Here is a 15,542-nt window from a genome sequence, read left to right as displayed (position 1 = left end):
GTATGATGTTACCATTGCAACGGGAAGGTGCAAATGGTTCTCATGCAAGGGGGGAGGGAGACTAGTGAGACAAGGCCAAATAGCAAGTTGCTACTGTGCTTTAAGTTTGTTTTCCAGATCATTTTGCACGATCTTTAGCGCTTTGAGTGCAGTCTCAGGATCTATCTCGTTGGTTTCGAGCAGGTAAATTAAATCAACCGCGAGTTTGATCTCTGCTGGCGCGTCATCGAGAGGAGATTTTGGCTGTTCTGACATTATTGGTTCTTTTCCCTATGAGTAATTTGGTTCTCTAATTTAAGCAGGGCTGCTTCGCAACGTTCTAGTCGTTGTTCGGTGGCGAGCAAGACTTTCTGAGCCTCTGCTCTAGTAAAGCTTGGTGCTATTTCGACCGCTCTTTGCTTCTCTAATACCATTTCGCGTAAACGGCGAGCCCACTCCTGATGCTGTGCCAATTCCTGGTACATCACATTGATGGGTTTTCGGAAGTGGCTGCTGTGTTTGATCTCGCCTTTACGAATCTTAGTCGTGGAAATTTCACGTTGAATCGCGGTGATTTGTGCTACCAGACGCTCCGTTAAGTACTCAGCTCGAAGGGCTGTGAGCTTTCCTTCATTTTGCTCGCGGATGATAGCATCCAGTGTTGCATTTGCCTCTTTAATACATGGTGTAAGCAAACGAGAACGGCAATGAAACAAGCGCTCATCAAAGAGTGGAACATGATGTTCGCCGCGTTGGCGATCAAGCATGGCTGCTTGATTAGACATCTGATTTAAGTTTTCAGAAAGTTGTTTAATGTTCATGTTAATCCCACAAACCACGCGTCATAGGCAAGTTTTATCGCCAACACACTGACCACAGTGACAAACACTGGGCGAATGAATTTGGAGCCAAACCGAATAGCGGAATGTGCGCCAACAAAAGCGCCAGCCATTAAACAGACTCCCATAGTTAAGCCTAGCACCCAGTTGATATGACCTAAAACAGCAAAAGTGATGAGAGAAGTAAAGTTGCTGGTGAAGTTCATTGCTTTTGCTAGGCCTGACGCAAGCAAGATGTTCAATCGATAAAGTGCCATCGAGCTTACTGTCCAAAAAGCACCGGTACCAGGGCCTGCTAGACCATCATAAAAGCCAATCGTAAACCCCTGTGCATACTGTTTTTTATTTAGCATAGGGCACGGCTCTGGTGTTGGGCTCTGATGTGTTGATTGCGGTGTTTTGTGGAATACGGTGTACATGGCGGCCGCAAGAATAATAAGAGGTAAAACCTTCTCTAACCATTCTGTACTAATAGCATCAACAAACAGCGTTCCTAATGTCGCGCCAATGAGGGTTGCTACAAACGCTCTTCCCCAGCACTGTGGTTTGAACAAGCGCTTTCTATAATAAGTAAAAGCGGCAGTGGAAGAAGCAAAAGATGCGGCTAGTTTGTTGGTTCCTAATGCAATATGTGGCGGAAGTCCTAACGATAGCAAAGCGGGGACAGTAAGCATGCCTCCGCCACCGGCTACAGCATCAATAAATCCAGCAACAAAAGCGACTAGCGCCAAGACCAACAGCATGGTTGGCTCAATCATTTCCATAAATAGTTATTCTTCTAATATTCGATCTTGCGTTTAAACGGCGGAAGCGAGTCAATTAAAGCTTGCCCGTAGCGTTTTGTTACTAAACGTCTATCAAGGATGGTCACTCTACCAGAATCGCGTTCTTTGCGCAGTAAACGACCGACACTTTGAATCAGCTTTTTGCTCGCATCAGGAACGGTGATCTGCATAAATGGGTTTCCTCCTTTCTTCTCTATGTATTCCGAGTGAGCCTGTTCTACCGGCGAAGTAGGGACTCCAAATGGAATCTTAGTGATGATGAGGTTTTCTAGTAGTTCACCCGGTAAATCAAGGCCTTCTGAGAAGCTTCCTGTACCGAAAAGAATGCTAGTTTTCTGCTGATCTACGAGTTTTTTATGTTTTTTTAGAATTTCTGCGCGTGAACTTTCGCCTTGAACTTGTAGTGCCCAGCCTCGCTTTATGAAGTCTGAATTTAACGCATCCGCCACTTGGTTCATTTGCCAATAAGAGGAGAATAATACTAAGTTTGCTTTGTTGTCTTCTAAATACTTAGGCAAAATTTCAATAAGATATTCGGTAAATTGCGGCGCTTGAGGCTCGTACCTCATTGCCGGAATCAAAAGCTCGGCTTGGTTTTGATAGTCGAACGGAGAAGCCAATGCTAAGAACTGAGTGCCAGACTCAGGTTTTGCATCGACACCAACTTGATGACAGAAATAGTTGAACGAGTTCAGAGCTCGCATTGTCGCAGATACGAGGACTGCACCAATACATCGGCTCCAGATTTGTTGATCGAGTTGCCAGCCAATCTCTAGTGGAGAAACACTAACAATGTAATCGCCTTCTCGGTCAGGGTGTTTTTCCAGCCATCGGGCCAAAGGGGCACCTTTGTCACGGGTAGGCTCTGCCATCAGATTCCACACCTGTGCAAGGTTTTCCAGGCGCTGAATGTAAAAACCCAATTCAGCGAGCGCTGGTTCTGCCAACCTTGATGAAAGTTCGCCATCTTTAACTCTTTCAGCAATAAGATCGGCGATCTTCGCAACACTTTGGTTTGCTTTTTTACTCAGTTGTTTGAGGTCTTTAGATTGGTTTTCTAACCACTCTGGCAGCTCACCATGTTCAAAGCGATAAATGTTTTCTTCAAACTGTGCAGGATCGAACTGTTTGGATAGTTGACTCAGTGCTGGGATGAGCTCTTGCACCGATTCCTGCAAATCATTGCGAAAACGCGCGACACGCTTCTCGTCTGCTAGAGATGAAAACTTACTGGTCGATTGATTAAGCTTTTCCAACCAAGCCGCTGCACCTTTCAAACTCGCAGAGGCGGATGCATGGTCGCGAGCAACATGGGGTAGGTGATGGGCCTCATCAAACACATAAATCGTGTTTTCAGGTTCAGGGAGAATCACGCCACCGCCTAAATCTGCATCAGCCATAACTAAAGAATGGTTCGCAATGATGACATCATTCTTGTCTAACTCTGATCGAGCTTTTTGAAAAGGGCAGTTGCGATGGGCTGGTAAGCTGTTATTGCAGCTGTGCTTATCACTCACAATAAGCTGCCATAGACGATCATCTATTGGTTTTGGCCAAGAGTCACGGTCGCCATCCCACTTACCTTGAGCAAGAGAACGATACATAGTCTCTAGGAGTTCGATGTCTTTTTTCTTAGGCTTGGTCTCAAACATCGCTAGCTGGCCACCATCTACACCACTGGCTGTAGCAAGCTTTTCTGCGCAGCAATAGCGTTGACGCCCTTTAGCAAGAATAAAAGAGAACTCTCGATCCGTAATTCGGCGGAAAAGAGGGAGGTCTTTATTCACCAATTGCTCTTGCAAGGCCACTGTCGCAGTTGAAATCACTACTTTGCGGTTGTTGTAAACCGCGACAGGAATCGCCGCCATTAAATAGGAGAGTGACTTACCGATACCGGTTCCTGCCTCGGCTACCAGCATTCTATTTGATTTGTGGTATTGCCCGCATAGCGTTTTTGCGATCTCAGCGACGAGGTAGTTTTGTGCTCGTCTCGGAACAAAGTTATCCAGTTGAGCTTGCAAGTTCTGATAACTGGTTCGAATCGATTTTTGGATGTTACTGGTTAGCATACGGGCCTCAAGTGCGTTGGAGGCGCATAGTAGCACACATCACTGGTTCGACAGTAGTTCACAAAATGGAATGCTTTTGTGCGGAATGTAGATCTTGTTCACAAAAAAATATTGAACTCCAACTAAATGAAAATAATTTCATTTGGCGAAAAATATAAAGCTTCAAAAATGCCATTCATATAGTCATATATTCTGTTTTTGTCTTTATTTTTGCAATTTTTAGGTGTTTTGTATTTGTTATTTACGAATCACTAAATTACGAAAAATCAAGTTTGTAGTTTAGAACTTCATCGAATAATTTAAATATAAATTTTTAAATTATTGTTTTTAAAGTATGTTTTTGTTTTTTGATATTTCTATTTAGAAAATTTGACAGGCAGAATAATCTTTTGCACTCTAGTGCCCAGATTTTGCAGACCAATCATTGTTACGTTTCGATAACAAGCGGTTTCAAAAATATAAAAAAAGGGAATCGGACAAGGATATCCCGAACTAAGAAAAGGCAGTGGATTAATTATGAAAAAGACTCTTTTAGCACTAGCGGTTGCTGCTACAGCAACTACTGTGAATGCAGCTGAAGTATTCAAATCTGAAGAAGGTTCTGTAGACTTTTACGGTCAACTACGTCCAACTCTTCTATTCCTAGACAGCACTGACCACACTGCTGAGCTAAACACTAGCTCTTCACGTATGGGTGTAAACGGCGTTTACGTTGTAAACGACAGCCTAAAAGTACTAGGTGAAGTTGAAATCGGTGTTGCTCTTGGTGACAACTACGGCGCTGGTGCTGATTCAAGCGAGCGTACAGACGATACTGTATTCGTTCGTCGTCACATCTTCGGTTTCGACATGGGCGAAATGGGTACTATCCGCTTCGGTAAAGAAGGTACTTTCGCAGATGACGTTTACGGTGCTGACTACTCATACTTCTTCGGTGGTTCTGCACTTCTTTACGGACACGAGTGGAACAACGATTCTCAAATTAAATACGCATTCGAAAACGATGCTTTCTGGCTAAAAGCGGGTTACGCTCTAGGTGAGAAAGGTAAAAACGAAGAAATTCTTGAAGTTTTCGTAGGTAAGTCTTTTGGCGACTTATCTGTACACGCTGGTGTTCTTAGCTCTAAAAACGACATCGCAATTACTACTGAAAAAGATCTAGTAATCGACGGCAAGCCTTCTAAAGTAACTCACGTAGAGAAGTCTGATAGCGAAAACCTATCTTTCGAAGTAACTGGTGAGTACGCACTAGGTGAGCACACTCTTGGCGCAACTTACTACTACAACGAAGATGACAACAAGCTATCTAACGAAACTGTTGATTCTCACGGTATCTCTCTAGCAGGTATGTTCGCAGTAGCTCCTAAGACAACTCTTTACTCTGGTTACGAGCTAGTAATGTCTTCTTCTGACAAAGCTGGCACTGTAGATGGCGACGATTCTCGCTTCTACGCTGGTGTTGAGTACAAGTTCTCTAAATGGGCTCGCGTATTCGCTGAAGGTGCATACGTATTTGAAGAGACTTCAACTGACAACGTGAAGACAGACAGCAAGACTGACTTCGGTGTTGGTGCACGTTTCTACTGGTAATCAAAACCCAGTTTGATATTGTAAGACCCAGCTTTATGCTGGGTCTTTTACTATTGGAGATAAGGATTTAACTTCTATGCAGTTCTCATTAAAAATGGCGATGGCGCTTTCTGTTTTGGCTAGTACAAATTTATACGCTGCGACAACTTTGGTTGTTCCTGAAGATGTGAAGTTGCTAGCAGTAAACATGGAGAAACCAAAGCTTGAAGGTGGCTTGTTTTCGGATGAGAAAACAATAGAGATCCCTGACGGTACTAACCAAATTGTCTTCAAATACCAACCAGAATTTGAAATTGGCGATGATATCAAAGGGGTTTATGGCGACGCTATTATTGCTAAGTTCGATGTGAAGAATGAAGAACTAAAATTCGAGCTGCCAGAATTCAAAACTTACCGCCAAGCACAAACCAACATCTCTCCTTTAGAATGGCAATTACTAGACTCTAAAGGTCAGCCAATCGATCTTGTTGAGGACGTTCTTGAGTCTGATGGCGTGCAAATTGGTCGTAACTACGCACAGGAAGCTCGTAACTATAATATTGCTGGTGGTGTAGCTGGCGTTGCTGTGACATATGTGACTGTAAACCAACATAGCCAAGCGGTGACCGGTGTGGAACCAAAAGCGGTTACAGAAGCCTCCACACAATCGCCAACTGCGCAAGACAGTCAAATGGTAGATTTACTTAAGACGATGTACCAAAAAGCGACACCAGAAGAAAAAGAAACCTTCAAAAAGTGGGTTGCTCAACAATAATCGTTATTGGTAACGACAAAAACTAAAAAAGCAGGTGATTGCCTGCTTTTATGTTTTTTGAGGTTTAAGCCTAGAGCTTTATTTCTCGCCACTCCCCTGGCTTTAAATCGTCAAGAACAATACCGCCCATCGAGTAACGAACTAAACGCAGCGTTGGGAAGCCAATGTGCGCGGTCATACGTCTTACCTGACGGTTTCTCCCTTCTATAATAGTGATAGCTAACCAAGTAGTCGGAATGTTTGCTCGAAAGCGGACAGGCGGAGTTCTTTCCCAGATCTCTGGCTCTGGCATTACTTCGACTTTTGCAGGTAATGTCATGCCATCTTTCAACTCAACGCCTTTACGTAGCTTCTCTAAGTCTTCTTCAGTCGGAGCACCGTCAACCTGTACCCAGTAAGTCTTCGGTGACTTTGATTGGGGCTGCGTTAACTTTGCCTGCAAGATGCCATCATTTGTTAGCACCATTAGACCCTCGCTGTCTCTGTCTAATCGGCCTGCCGCATAGACATCTTTTACAGGAATATAATCAGCTAGCGTTTTACGGCCATCGCCATCAGTAAATTGGCTTAACGTGTCATAGGGCTTATTGAAAATGATCACCTTACGATCTTCGGGTGCAATACGCGGTTTAGGGGATTTTGAAGAACGGGTAGGGCGACTAGGTCGATTTTTAGCCTGTCCATTTGAATGATTTGGCTTACCAGAGCGTTTAAAATGGCTCGGTTTGGAATGGTTACTACGGCGACCTTTTTCATGACCCGTGCGAGATGACATGTTAACTACCTTGCAAAAATGTAAATGAACTGTGTTTGAAAGTTTTATGTTTTCTTCTTATCGGCTATCATTTGCGCGCCTAAAACTAACAAATGCGCACAGAATAATAGACTATTTCGTGTTATTTGTTTAATGATATAGCCAAGTTGCTTTTAGTGCGGTGTTTTTGCAAAAGAACCACATGAAAGCAAACTTGGCACAAAGTGCACTCATGGATAGAGAGCCTAAGAGCTCCAAACTATAAAAAAGAGTGCAAACCGCATGTCGCGTTGGTGAGGAGGAATGCACTACTAACGTTAAGCAATGCGTAAATTCAACGAACTCAGTTGCTGAGTTGTTCAGCTTAGTTGAGTAAAAAATAGGGAAATTTCATGCCTACAGAAAAACCTACAATTATCTACACAATCACTGATGAAGCCCCGGCGTTAGCAACCTATTCATTACTACCAATCATTCAATCGTTTACTGCATCGTCTGGCATTAATGTAGATACACGTGATATTTCGTTAGCGGGTCGCATCATCGCTAACTTCCCAGAACATTTGAAAGAAGATCAGCGCATCGGTGACGCGCTAGCAGAATTAGGCGAATTGGCGAAAACGCCTGAAGCGAACATCATTAAGCTTCCAAACATCTCAGCGTCAATCCCACAGCTAAAGGCCGCTATTAAAGAGCTGCAAGCGAAAGGCTACGAGCTACCAAACTACCCAGAAGAGCCAAGCACTTACGAAGAAGAAGCGATCAAAGCGACTTACGACAAAATCAAAGGTAGTGCGGTTAACCCAGTTTTGCGTGAAGGTAACTCAGACCGTCGTGCACCACTTTCAGTGAAGAACTACGCAAAGAAAAACCCGCATTCAATGGGCGCGTGGTCAGCAGACTCTCAATCTCACGTTTCAAGCATGGCTGATAACGATTTCTTCGGTAGTGAAAAATCGACGACTATCTCAGGTGCTACCGACGTTACAATCGAATTTGTTGCTGCTGATGGTTCGGTAAAAGAACTTAAATCAGCATTCCCTCTGCAAGCCAAAGAAGTGATCGATTGTTCAGTAATGAACAAGAAAGCGCTTGTTGAGTTCTTCGAGAAAGAAATTGCAGAAGCAAAACAGCAAGATGTACTGCTCTCTCTACATATGAAAGCAACCATGATGAAGGTATCGGATCCAGTTATCTTCGGTCACGCAGTTAAGGTTTACTACAAAGACGTATTTGCGAAATACGGTAAGCTGTTTGAAGAGCTAGGCGTTGACGTAAACAACGGTATCGGTGATGTATATGCGAAGATTGAAGCGCTACCTGCAGAACAAAAAGCAGAAATCGAAGCAGCTATTCTTGCGGTATACGAAACACAGCCAGCACTAGCTATGGTTGACTCAGATCGCGGTATTACTAACCTACACGTACCAAGTGACATCATCGTTGATGCTTCGATGCCGGCAATGCTACGTGCTTCTGGCCAAATGTGGGGACCTGATGGCAAGCAGAAAGATACCAAAGCAATGATCCCAGATCGCAGCTATGCAGGTATTTACCAAGCGGTTATCGACTTCTGTAAAGAACACGGTGCATTTGATCCAACAACAATGGGTAGTGTGCCAAACGTGGGTCTAATGGCTCAAAAAGCGGAAGAGTACGGTTCACACGACAAGACGTTCATCCTAGATAAAGCGGGTACTGTACGTGTTGTAGATGCTTCTGGTGCGGTGCTTCTAGAGCAAGCAGTAGAAGAAGGCGATATCTTCCGTATGTGTCAGGTGAAAGACGCGCCAATCCAAGATTGGGTGAAACTTGCGGTTACTCGTGCTCGTGCGACAGGCGCTCCAGCCGTATTCTGGCTAGATGAAGCTCGTGCTCATGACGCAGAACTGATCAAGAAAGTTAACGCATACTTACCAGAGCATGATACGTCAGGCTTAGAGATTAAGATTCTTGCACCAATCGATGCATGTAAGTTCTCTCTAGAGCGTATTAAAGAAGGTCTAGATACCATTTCAGTAACTGGTAACGTACTTCGTGACTACCTAACTGACCTGTTCCCAATCCTAGAACTTGGTACTTCTGCGAAGATGCTATCTATTGTTCCACTAATGAACGGTGGCGGTCTATTTGAGACAGGTGCAGGTGGTTCAGCACCTAAACACGTTCAACAGGTAGAAAAAGAAAACCACCTGCGTTGGGATTCTTTGGGTGAGTTCCTTGCACTAGCGGCATCGCTTGAGCACCTAAGCACCGTTGCTGGCAATGCAAAAGCACAAGTGCTTGCTGACGCACTTGATAAAGCGACGGGTGAGTTCTTAGACAACAACAAGTCGCCATCGCGAAAAGTTGGTGAATTGGATAACCGCGGTAGTCACTACTACCTAGCATCTTACTGGGCAAAAGCGCTAGCAGAGCAAACGGTAGATGCTGACCTAGCGGCTGAGTTTGCACCAGTGGCAAAAGCATTGGCAGAGCAAGAAGAGGCGATCGTTTCTGAGCTGAATTCTGCGCAAGGTGTGAAAGGGGAACTAGGTGGTTACTACTCACTGGATGATGCGCTAGCGTCTACATTGATGCGCCCAAGTGCGACGTTGAACACCATTATTAACAAGTAATATATAGATGGTTCTCGCGCTACTTCAGTGGCGCGAATATAAAACCGATAAAAACAATAAACCCGCTCTTTGGCGGGTTTATTTTTCTCTTTATAAAAGCAGAACTGTGTAGTGCTTCTACAGGAGCAAATGTTTTGTCTTTCCGACAGCGCTCTGGTTATTTGGCTTGGCCTTCTACTGGCACGACGCTACTTGCGTGTGAACCTTTTGGACCTTTTTCAACCTCGTATGAGACTTGTTGGCCTGCTTTCAGTGTACGATAACCGTCCATTTGGATAGTTGAGTAGTGGGCGAAAATATCTCCTTCTTCTTCATCTGAACAGATAAACCCAAATCCTTTGGCATTGTTAAACCACTTTACTGTACCTGTAGCCATGCTTTTACATCCCTCATGCATTTTTTACTGATGTTGTTACTTCACCCAAGCTATACCTTTAACTTGGTCTCATTGTTAGCCGTTACTATTTTCGCGATTGCTAACACACGTCGAGTGAGCATATCCATATTCACCAGAATGTTAGAAAACCAACAAACCCAGAATGAGGATTTATGCATCAACACTTTCCACTGTAGTCAATGAATCTCGACAGTCAATAGTGAAAGTCAACAATCAGAAACATATTTGAAAACAAATCACTTTTGAGATTAACATTTTTGCAAACTGTTTCTGGCGCATGCGATGGCTTTTAGTCAAAAGGACTGCAAGGGTTTGATATCAAGGGAAGGGATACTAACCAAATTGCCTATATTAGAAGATTCTACTAAATGAATAAAAAGTGATGTTTTCGTGATATTTAGCTCTTTTTCCTCTGTAAGTGTGATCTTGGTGGGTTTGATGATTGTAATAACAAGGGGGAAACAGAGCGCATTTAAATTGATAGTTCTAACAGCAAAAAAATCGGTTCTAAGTGATAAAAATCTTTTATTTGCGCGCCTGACAGAGGTGCATTAGTCTCTATGTAAGGAAGCAAAATTTATCTATCAAATTCGAATTAGGTGCCACATCTCACTACACCGCATGGCATGCTTATGGTAGATTGTTTTTATAGGTCGAAAACATCAACCCTTTGATACGATATCTTTGAATTGCCATGAGTAAAAATTTTGAATGGGTGACTCCAGACTCTGATCTTCTGGAGCGCGAAAGTACAAAAGTTCAGCCACCAAAGCTATACAACGTTGTACTCAACAATGATGACTATACACCTATGGATTTCGTCATAGAGGTGCTTGAGCGATTTTTTTCACATGATATTGATAAAGCAACGCAAATCATGCTCAAGATCCACTATGAAGGAAAGGCAATCTGTGGCACTTACAGTGCAGAAATTGCTGAAACAAAAGTAGCGCAAGTGACGATGTACTCAAGGGAGAATGAGCATCCGCTACTATGTACTATGGAGCAAGCGTAATAAGAAGACTTGCTCGAGCAACCAAAGTTGTTCTTTCGGGAGGTACTTATGCTAAATAAAGAACTAGAGTCAAGCCTTAACGGTGCATTCGCTCGTGCACGTGACAAACGCCACGAGTTCATGACTGTCGAACACCTCCTACTTGCATTGTTGGAAAATGATGCAGCTAAGGAAGCCCTTCTAGCCTGCAAAGCGGACCTTGATGCTTTGCGTAACGAACTCGATATTTTTATCGACCAAACAACGCCGCTCATTCCTGAAAGCGATGAGACGCGCGAAACCCAGCCGACATTGAGTTTCCAGCGTGTATTACAACGCGCCGTCTTCCATGTTCAGTCGTCTGGTCGCAGTGAAGTGACTGGGGCAAATGTCCTTGTTGCGATTTTCAGCGAGCAAGAATCTCACGCTGCTTACCTACTCAAGAAGAACGATATCTCTCGTTTGGACATCGTTAACTTTATCTCTCACGGCATTACTAAAGCATCGGGTTCAAGTGAAGATTCCTCTTCATCTGATTCGTTTGGCTCAGAAGCACCTGAAGAAACCAACCCAGAAGAGCGTCTGGAAAGCTTTGCAACGAACCTAAACCAAGTTGCGAAAGCGGGTAATATCGACCCATTGATTGGCCGTGACAAAGAGCTTGAGCGCACGATTCAAGTGCTGTGCCGTCGTCGTAAGAACAACCCATTACTTGTGGGTGAAGCTGGCGTAGGTAAAACGGCTATCGCGGAAGGTCTTGCGTGGAGAATTGTAGAAGGCCAAGTGCCTGAAGTGATTCAAAATAGTGTGATTTATTCCTTAGATATTGGTTCTCTACTGGCTGGCACTAAATACCGTGGTGATTTTGAGAAACGCTTTAAGTCAGTTTTGAAGCAGCTTGAGAAAGAAGAAGATGCGATTCTGTTCATTGATGAAATTCATACCATCATCGGTGCGGGGGCAGCTTCTGGCGGTCAAGTTGACGCAGCTAACCTGATCAAACCTCTACTGAGTAGCGGTAAGTTGCGTTGTATCGGTTCAACGACGTACCAAGAGTACAGCAACATCTTTGAGAAAGAACGCGCGCTATCTCGTCGTTTCCAAAAGATCGATGTAGTTGAGCCTTCTTTGGATGATACGACGAAGATTTTGATTGGCCTTAAGCCTAAGTACGAAGCTCACCACGAAGTGCGTTACACCAACAAAGCATTGCGTGCTGCTGTAGAGCTATCGGCGAAGTACATTAACGAACGTCATCTACCAGACAAAGCCATTGATGTGATTGATGAGGCGGGTGCACGTAGCCGTCTAGCACCAGCAAGTCGTCGTAAGAAAACGGTCGGTGTAGCAGACATCGAAGCGATGGTTGCGAAAATGGCTCGTATTCCAGAGAAATCAGTGTCGTCTTCAGACAAAGACATTCTGAAGAATCTGGATGACAAGATGAAGATGCTTGTATTCGGTCAAGATACGGCGATTGATGCGCTGTCTGAAGCCATCAAGTTATCTCGTGCTGGTCTTGGCGTGGATAACAAACCTGTTGGTTCATTCTTGTTTGCGGGCCCTACAGGGGTAGGTAAAACAGAGGTGACTGTTCAGCTTTCGAAGCTACTTGGCATTGAGCTTCTTCGTTTCGATATGTCTGAGTATGGTGAGCGTCACTCGGTGAGCCGTTTGATTGGTGCGCCTCCAGGTTATGTTGGTTACGATCAAGGTGGCTTACTAACCGACGCCGTGCTGAAACACCCTCACTCAGTGGTTCTGCTTGATGAAATCGAGAAAGCACACCCAGATATCTTTAACTTGCTACTGCAAGTGATGGATAACGGTACGCTGACGGACAACAATGGACGCAAAGCCGATTTCCGTAACGTGATCCTTGTGATGACAACCAACGCAGGTGTTGCAGAGACTGAGAAGAAATCGATCGGTCTTATCCAGCAAGATAATAGTCATGACGCGATGGCGGAAATCAAGAAGGTGTTCACACCAGAATTCCGTAACCGTCTAGACAATATCATTTGGTTCAACAGCCTAGATGAAGCGGTGATCCACCAAGTGGTTGATAAGTTCATCGTGGAACTACAAGTTCAACTGGACGCTCGTGGCGTATCAATGGAAGTATCACAAGATGCGCGTCATTGGTTAGCTCACAAAGGCTACGACAAAGCGATGGGGGCACGTCCTATGGGACGAGTTATCCAAGAGCAGCTCAAGAAACCTTTGGCGAATGAACTTCTATTTGGCTCATTGGTGGATGGTGGTACTGTGAAAGTAACGCTAGTGAAAGACGAACTTAAGTTCGAATACCTAAGCGAGAAAGAAGCAGCACTTCACTAATTCTTTGTTTATATCTACTTTAAAAGCGTGCGCCTAGGCGTGCGCTTTTTTGTGTCTGCAAGAATGGAACAAGTCTGTTGAGTGTATTGAAACGCCCAAAAGCAAGCTTGGTGTTGAGAGCAAAAGACAGGCAATAAAAAACGAAGCCATAAGCTTCGTTTTTTATTGTATTCGAAAATCAGAGATTAACGAGCACGGAAGACGATGCGGCCTTTAGATAGGTCGTATGGAGTCATCTCTACAGTTACTTTATCACCAGTAAGAATACGGATGTAGTTCTTACGCATCTTGCCAGAGATGTGTGCAGTCACAACGTGACCGTTTTCAAGTTCAACGCGGAACATAGTGTTTGGTAGAGTGTCAAGCACAGTGCCTTGCATCTCAATTACGTCTTCTTTAGCCATTTAATCCTCTTTAGAAATTAGGCGGTATTAGCGCGCTTATTTTGCCGCTAAACAGTAATTATGTAAAGTTGGGGCGTATTCTACCCTTGCCAACGCTGATTTACTAGCCTTTGGTGTCGTTGAAAGCGAGTTTTGTAGTTCATCGCTGGACATTCATCGATCTGATAGCCCAAATATAGCCAATGTTTGCCGTTCTGTTGGCAATATTCAAGTTGGAAAAGAACCCCTAAAGTCCCAAGAGATAAAGGGTAATCGGGATCAAAGAAGGTATAAAAAGCACTCGCGCTGTTATCCATGATATCCGTAACCGCAACTGCGAGAAGTCGATCATTTTCATCATAGACATGCAGAAATCCGGTTGTTAACCATGTTGTTTGAGCAAATCGAGCGAACTCATCTTCACGAGGAGGATACATGGTGCCATTTTTGTGCCGTGCAGTTATGTATCTGCTGTAAAGCTGGAACCAATCTTGGTCTAGCTCAGGTTTGAGCGTCCAACGTAGGGAACGGGCTTTATTCAACAGGCGCTTTTGGCTCTTAGAAGGACGAAAGTCTGGCACCGCAATGCGGATTGGCTGACAAGCATTGCACTGTTCACAATGAGGTTTATAGATGGTGTCGCCACTTCGACGAAAGCCGTTCGCCATCAATACTTGATAGTTTTGTTCTGTATGCAAGCTGGCATCGAGTGCCACAGCCACGCGTTCTTCACGCTCCGGCAAGTAACTGCATGTATGGTTGTTGGTCAAGCCGATACGGATGTGTTGGAGATCTGTGCTCATGATACCGCGTCCTGCAAAATCTGTGGTTCAAACGTGCCCAAATCGGTGTTCTTACCTCTTAAAGATAGTAGTTTTTGTACGAAGTCGTCACGTTCAAGTTCAAATGCGCCAAGTGAAGCTAGGTGCGGGTTCATTACCTGACAATCGATTAATTGACCGTGGTTTGACGCCAAATGGTCGCAGAGATACCACAATGCAATCTTAGATGCGTTGTCTTTAAGGCTAAACATCGACTCACCACAAAAAAGTTGTCCAACACTGATGCCGTATAAACCGCCAACGAGTTGATCCTCGTGCCATACTTCTACTGAGTGGCAATGACCGTGTTTGGCGAGTTCAATATAGGATGCTTGCATATCCTCATTTAGCCAAGTCTCTTCAGCAGGACGAGTCGAAGAACATAATTGAATTACGCGTTCGGTTGCATTGTTTAGCGTTACTTTATACTGTTGTTTACGCTGAAACTTTTTTAGGCTTTTTGAAGGCTTAAATGATAAAGGATCAAAAACGGCTCTTGGAGAAGGACTCCACCAAAGAATGGGCTCACCAGGGCCATACCATGGAAAAATACCTTGGTGATAGCCGTTAAGAATGCGTTCAGGGTTGAGATCCCCACCAAAGGCTAGCAAACCGTTTGGGTCGCTCAGTGCTTCGTACGGCGATGGAAACGAATGCGAGTCATCAAGTTCAGTTAAATAGATTGTCATAAAGAAAACTTTACCAACATCAGAGCCTATAGGAGCTTATTATGAGCGGAGTAAGACTTAATATAAAACGATGGGCATGGATCATACTGTTTTTGCCATTTTTCGCCAATGCAGCCTATGAAAGAAATGTAGCAAAACCTGTAAATCAAGTGGTGTATGGCAAAGTCGATTCTGTGCGATACATTACGCAACAAGAGGTGAAACAATCACAAAGTAATGGCTGGGAAACACTATTGGGTGCGACGATCGGCGGTTTAGTGGGTAACCAATTTGGTGGTGGTACAGGTAAAGAAGTTGCGACCGCGGTTGGGGCGCTAGCTGGCGCAGCCGTAGTGAGAAACCGTAGCAACTACGAATACACGGTGGAATACAAGCTTGTCGAACTCTTGGTCAAAGTCGATGGCAACAAACTTATTAACGTAATTCAAGATGTTGACAATAGCATGCTGTTTAAGCGTGGAGACGATGTTCGCATCCTCTATTTTGATGACGGCGTTCGAGTGGATATAGCTTACTAAGCCAACGTTTGC

Annotated in this window: 15 protein-coding genes; 6 read left to right on the top strand and 9 right to left on the bottom strand. The window is 44.2% G+C overall.

Translation table 11 applies throughout. From position 1 onward, the window contains the following. Positions 1 to 90: 90 nt before the first annotated feature. Genes rsmS through dinG form a run of 4 tightly spaced genes read right to left on the bottom strand, consistent with a single transcriptional unit; the run spans position 91 to position 3,672 of the window. The gene (rsmS, locus tag QTO06_RS04310) at positions 91 to 255 is read right to left on the bottom strand and encodes a pleiotropic regulatory protein RsmS (RefSeq protein WP_005431885.1); all 165 of its coding nucleotides are present in this window, start codon (positions 253 to 255) and stop codon (positions 91 to 93) included. Beyond that, on the bottom strand, positions 255 to 800 hold the full coding sequence (locus QTO06_RS04305) for a primosomal replication protein (RefSeq protein ID WP_331406976.1): 546 nt from the start codon (positions 798 to 800) through the stop codon (positions 255 to 257). Before QTO06_RS04305 ends, rsmS begins: the two co-directional genes overlap by 1 nt. After that, on the bottom strand, positions 797 to 1,582 hold the full coding sequence (locus QTO06_RS04300) for a sulfite exporter TauE/SafE family protein (protein WP_038889197.1): 786 nt from the start codon (positions 1,580 to 1,582) through the stop codon (positions 797 to 799). The genes QTO06_RS04305 and QTO06_RS04300 overlap by 4 nt, the downstream gene beginning before the upstream one ends. Positions 1,583 to 1,596: 14 nt before the next feature. After that, positions 1,597 to 3,672, bottom strand: coding sequence for an ATP-dependent DNA helicase DinG (gene dinG / locus QTO06_RS04295; RefSeq protein WP_331406975.1), 2,076 nt, complete (start codon positions 3,670 to 3,672; stop codon positions 1,597 to 1,599). 516 nt (positions 3,673 to 4,188) lie between these two features. Here dinG and QTO06_RS04290 point away from each other — a divergent pair. Further along, complete coding sequence (locus QTO06_RS04290) at positions 4,189 to 5,262, top strand: porin (RefSeq protein ID WP_331406974.1); 1,074 nt, start codon at positions 4,189 to 4,191, stop codon at positions 5,260 to 5,262. A gap of 76 nt (positions 5,263 to 5,338) precedes the next feature. Continuing rightward, positions 5,339 to 6,016: a DUF2057 family protein gene (locus QTO06_RS04285; RefSeq protein ID WP_045373195.1), complete on the top strand. Its 678-nt coding sequence runs from the start codon at positions 5,339 to 5,341 to the stop codon at positions 6,014 to 6,016. Between the two features lie 70 nt (positions 6,017 to 6,086). Here QTO06_RS04285 and QTO06_RS04280 read toward each other — a convergent pair whose 3' ends face one another. Further along, entirely contained in the window at positions 6,087 to 6,791 is a 705-nt protein-coding gene (locus QTO06_RS04280) for a pseudouridine synthase (protein WP_331406973.1), read from the bottom strand. 371 nt (positions 6,792 to 7,162) lie between these two features. Here QTO06_RS04280 and QTO06_RS04275 point away from each other — a divergent pair, with 371 nt between their 5' ends. After that, positions 7,163 to 9,388: an NADP-dependent isocitrate dehydrogenase gene (locus QTO06_RS04275; protein ID WP_331406972.1), complete on the top strand. Its 2,226-nt coding sequence runs from the start codon at positions 7,163 to 7,165 to the stop codon at positions 9,386 to 9,388. A 157-nt stretch (positions 9,389 to 9,545) separates the two neighbouring features. On the opposite strand, the gene cspD is transcribed toward QTO06_RS04275, so the two are convergent. Beyond that, positions 9,546 to 9,764 carry a cold shock domain-containing protein CspD gene (cspD, locus tag QTO06_RS04270; protein WP_005437446.1) on the bottom strand — a complete coding sequence of 73 codons (219 nt, stop codon included), beginning with the start codon at positions 9,762 to 9,764 and terminating at the stop codon, positions 9,546 to 9,548. 715 nt (positions 9,765 to 10,479) lie between these two features. On the opposite strand from cspD, the gene clpS reads away from it, so the two are divergent. Both clpS and clpA read left to right on the top strand, forming a co-directional pair. Continuing rightward, positions 10,480 to 10,800 (top strand): ATP-dependent Clp protease adapter ClpS, encoded by a 321-nt coding sequence (gene clpS, locus QTO06_RS04265; protein ID WP_005427554.1) that lies wholly within the window; start codon positions 10,480 to 10,482, stop codon positions 10,798 to 10,800. Between the two features lie 48 nt (positions 10,801 to 10,848). After that, positions 10,849 to 13,119: an ATP-dependent Clp protease ATP-binding subunit ClpA gene (gene clpA, locus QTO06_RS04260; RefSeq protein ID WP_012127424.1), complete on the top strand. Its 2,271-nt coding sequence runs from the start codon at positions 10,849 to 10,851 to the stop codon at positions 13,117 to 13,119. A gap of 185 nt (positions 13,120 to 13,304) precedes the next feature. On the opposite strand, the gene infA is transcribed toward clpA, so the two are convergent. The 3 genes from infA to aat form a co-directional block, all read right to left on the bottom strand. After that, positions 13,305 to 13,523, bottom strand: coding sequence for a translation initiation factor IF-1 (infA, locus tag QTO06_RS04255; RefSeq protein ID WP_001040192.1), 219 nt, complete (start codon positions 13,521 to 13,523; stop codon positions 13,305 to 13,307). A gap of 80 nt (positions 13,524 to 13,603) precedes the next feature. Next, complete coding sequence (locus QTO06_RS04250) at positions 13,604 to 14,305, bottom strand: arginyltransferase (RefSeq protein WP_331406971.1); 702 nt, start codon at positions 14,303 to 14,305, stop codon at positions 13,604 to 13,606. Further along, the gene (aat, locus tag QTO06_RS04245) at positions 14,302 to 15,012 is read right to left on the bottom strand and encodes a leucyl/phenylalanyl-tRNA--protein transferase (RefSeq protein ID WP_331406970.1); all 711 of its coding nucleotides are present in this window, start codon (positions 15,010 to 15,012) and stop codon (positions 14,302 to 14,304) included. Before aat ends, QTO06_RS04250 begins: the two co-directional genes overlap by 4 nt. A gap of 41 nt (positions 15,013 to 15,053) precedes the next feature. Between aat and QTO06_RS04240 the strand changes: the two genes are divergently transcribed. Then, the gene (locus tag QTO06_RS04240; RefSeq protein ID WP_020195009.1) at positions 15,054 to 15,530 is read left to right on the top strand and encodes a glycine zipper 2TM domain-containing protein; all 477 of its coding nucleotides are present in this window, start codon (positions 15,054 to 15,056) and stop codon (positions 15,528 to 15,530) included. Positions 15,531 to 15,542 lie beyond the last annotated feature (12 nt).

It is taken from the genome of Vibrio sp. M260121 (assembly GCF_036533715.1).
In the GTDB taxonomy this organism is placed as follows: domain Bacteria; phylum Pseudomonadota; class Gammaproteobacteria; order Enterobacterales; family Vibrionaceae; genus Vibrio.
Note: the sequence above shows the minus strand (reverse complement) of the source record. Positions and strands in the feature narration are given on the sequence as shown.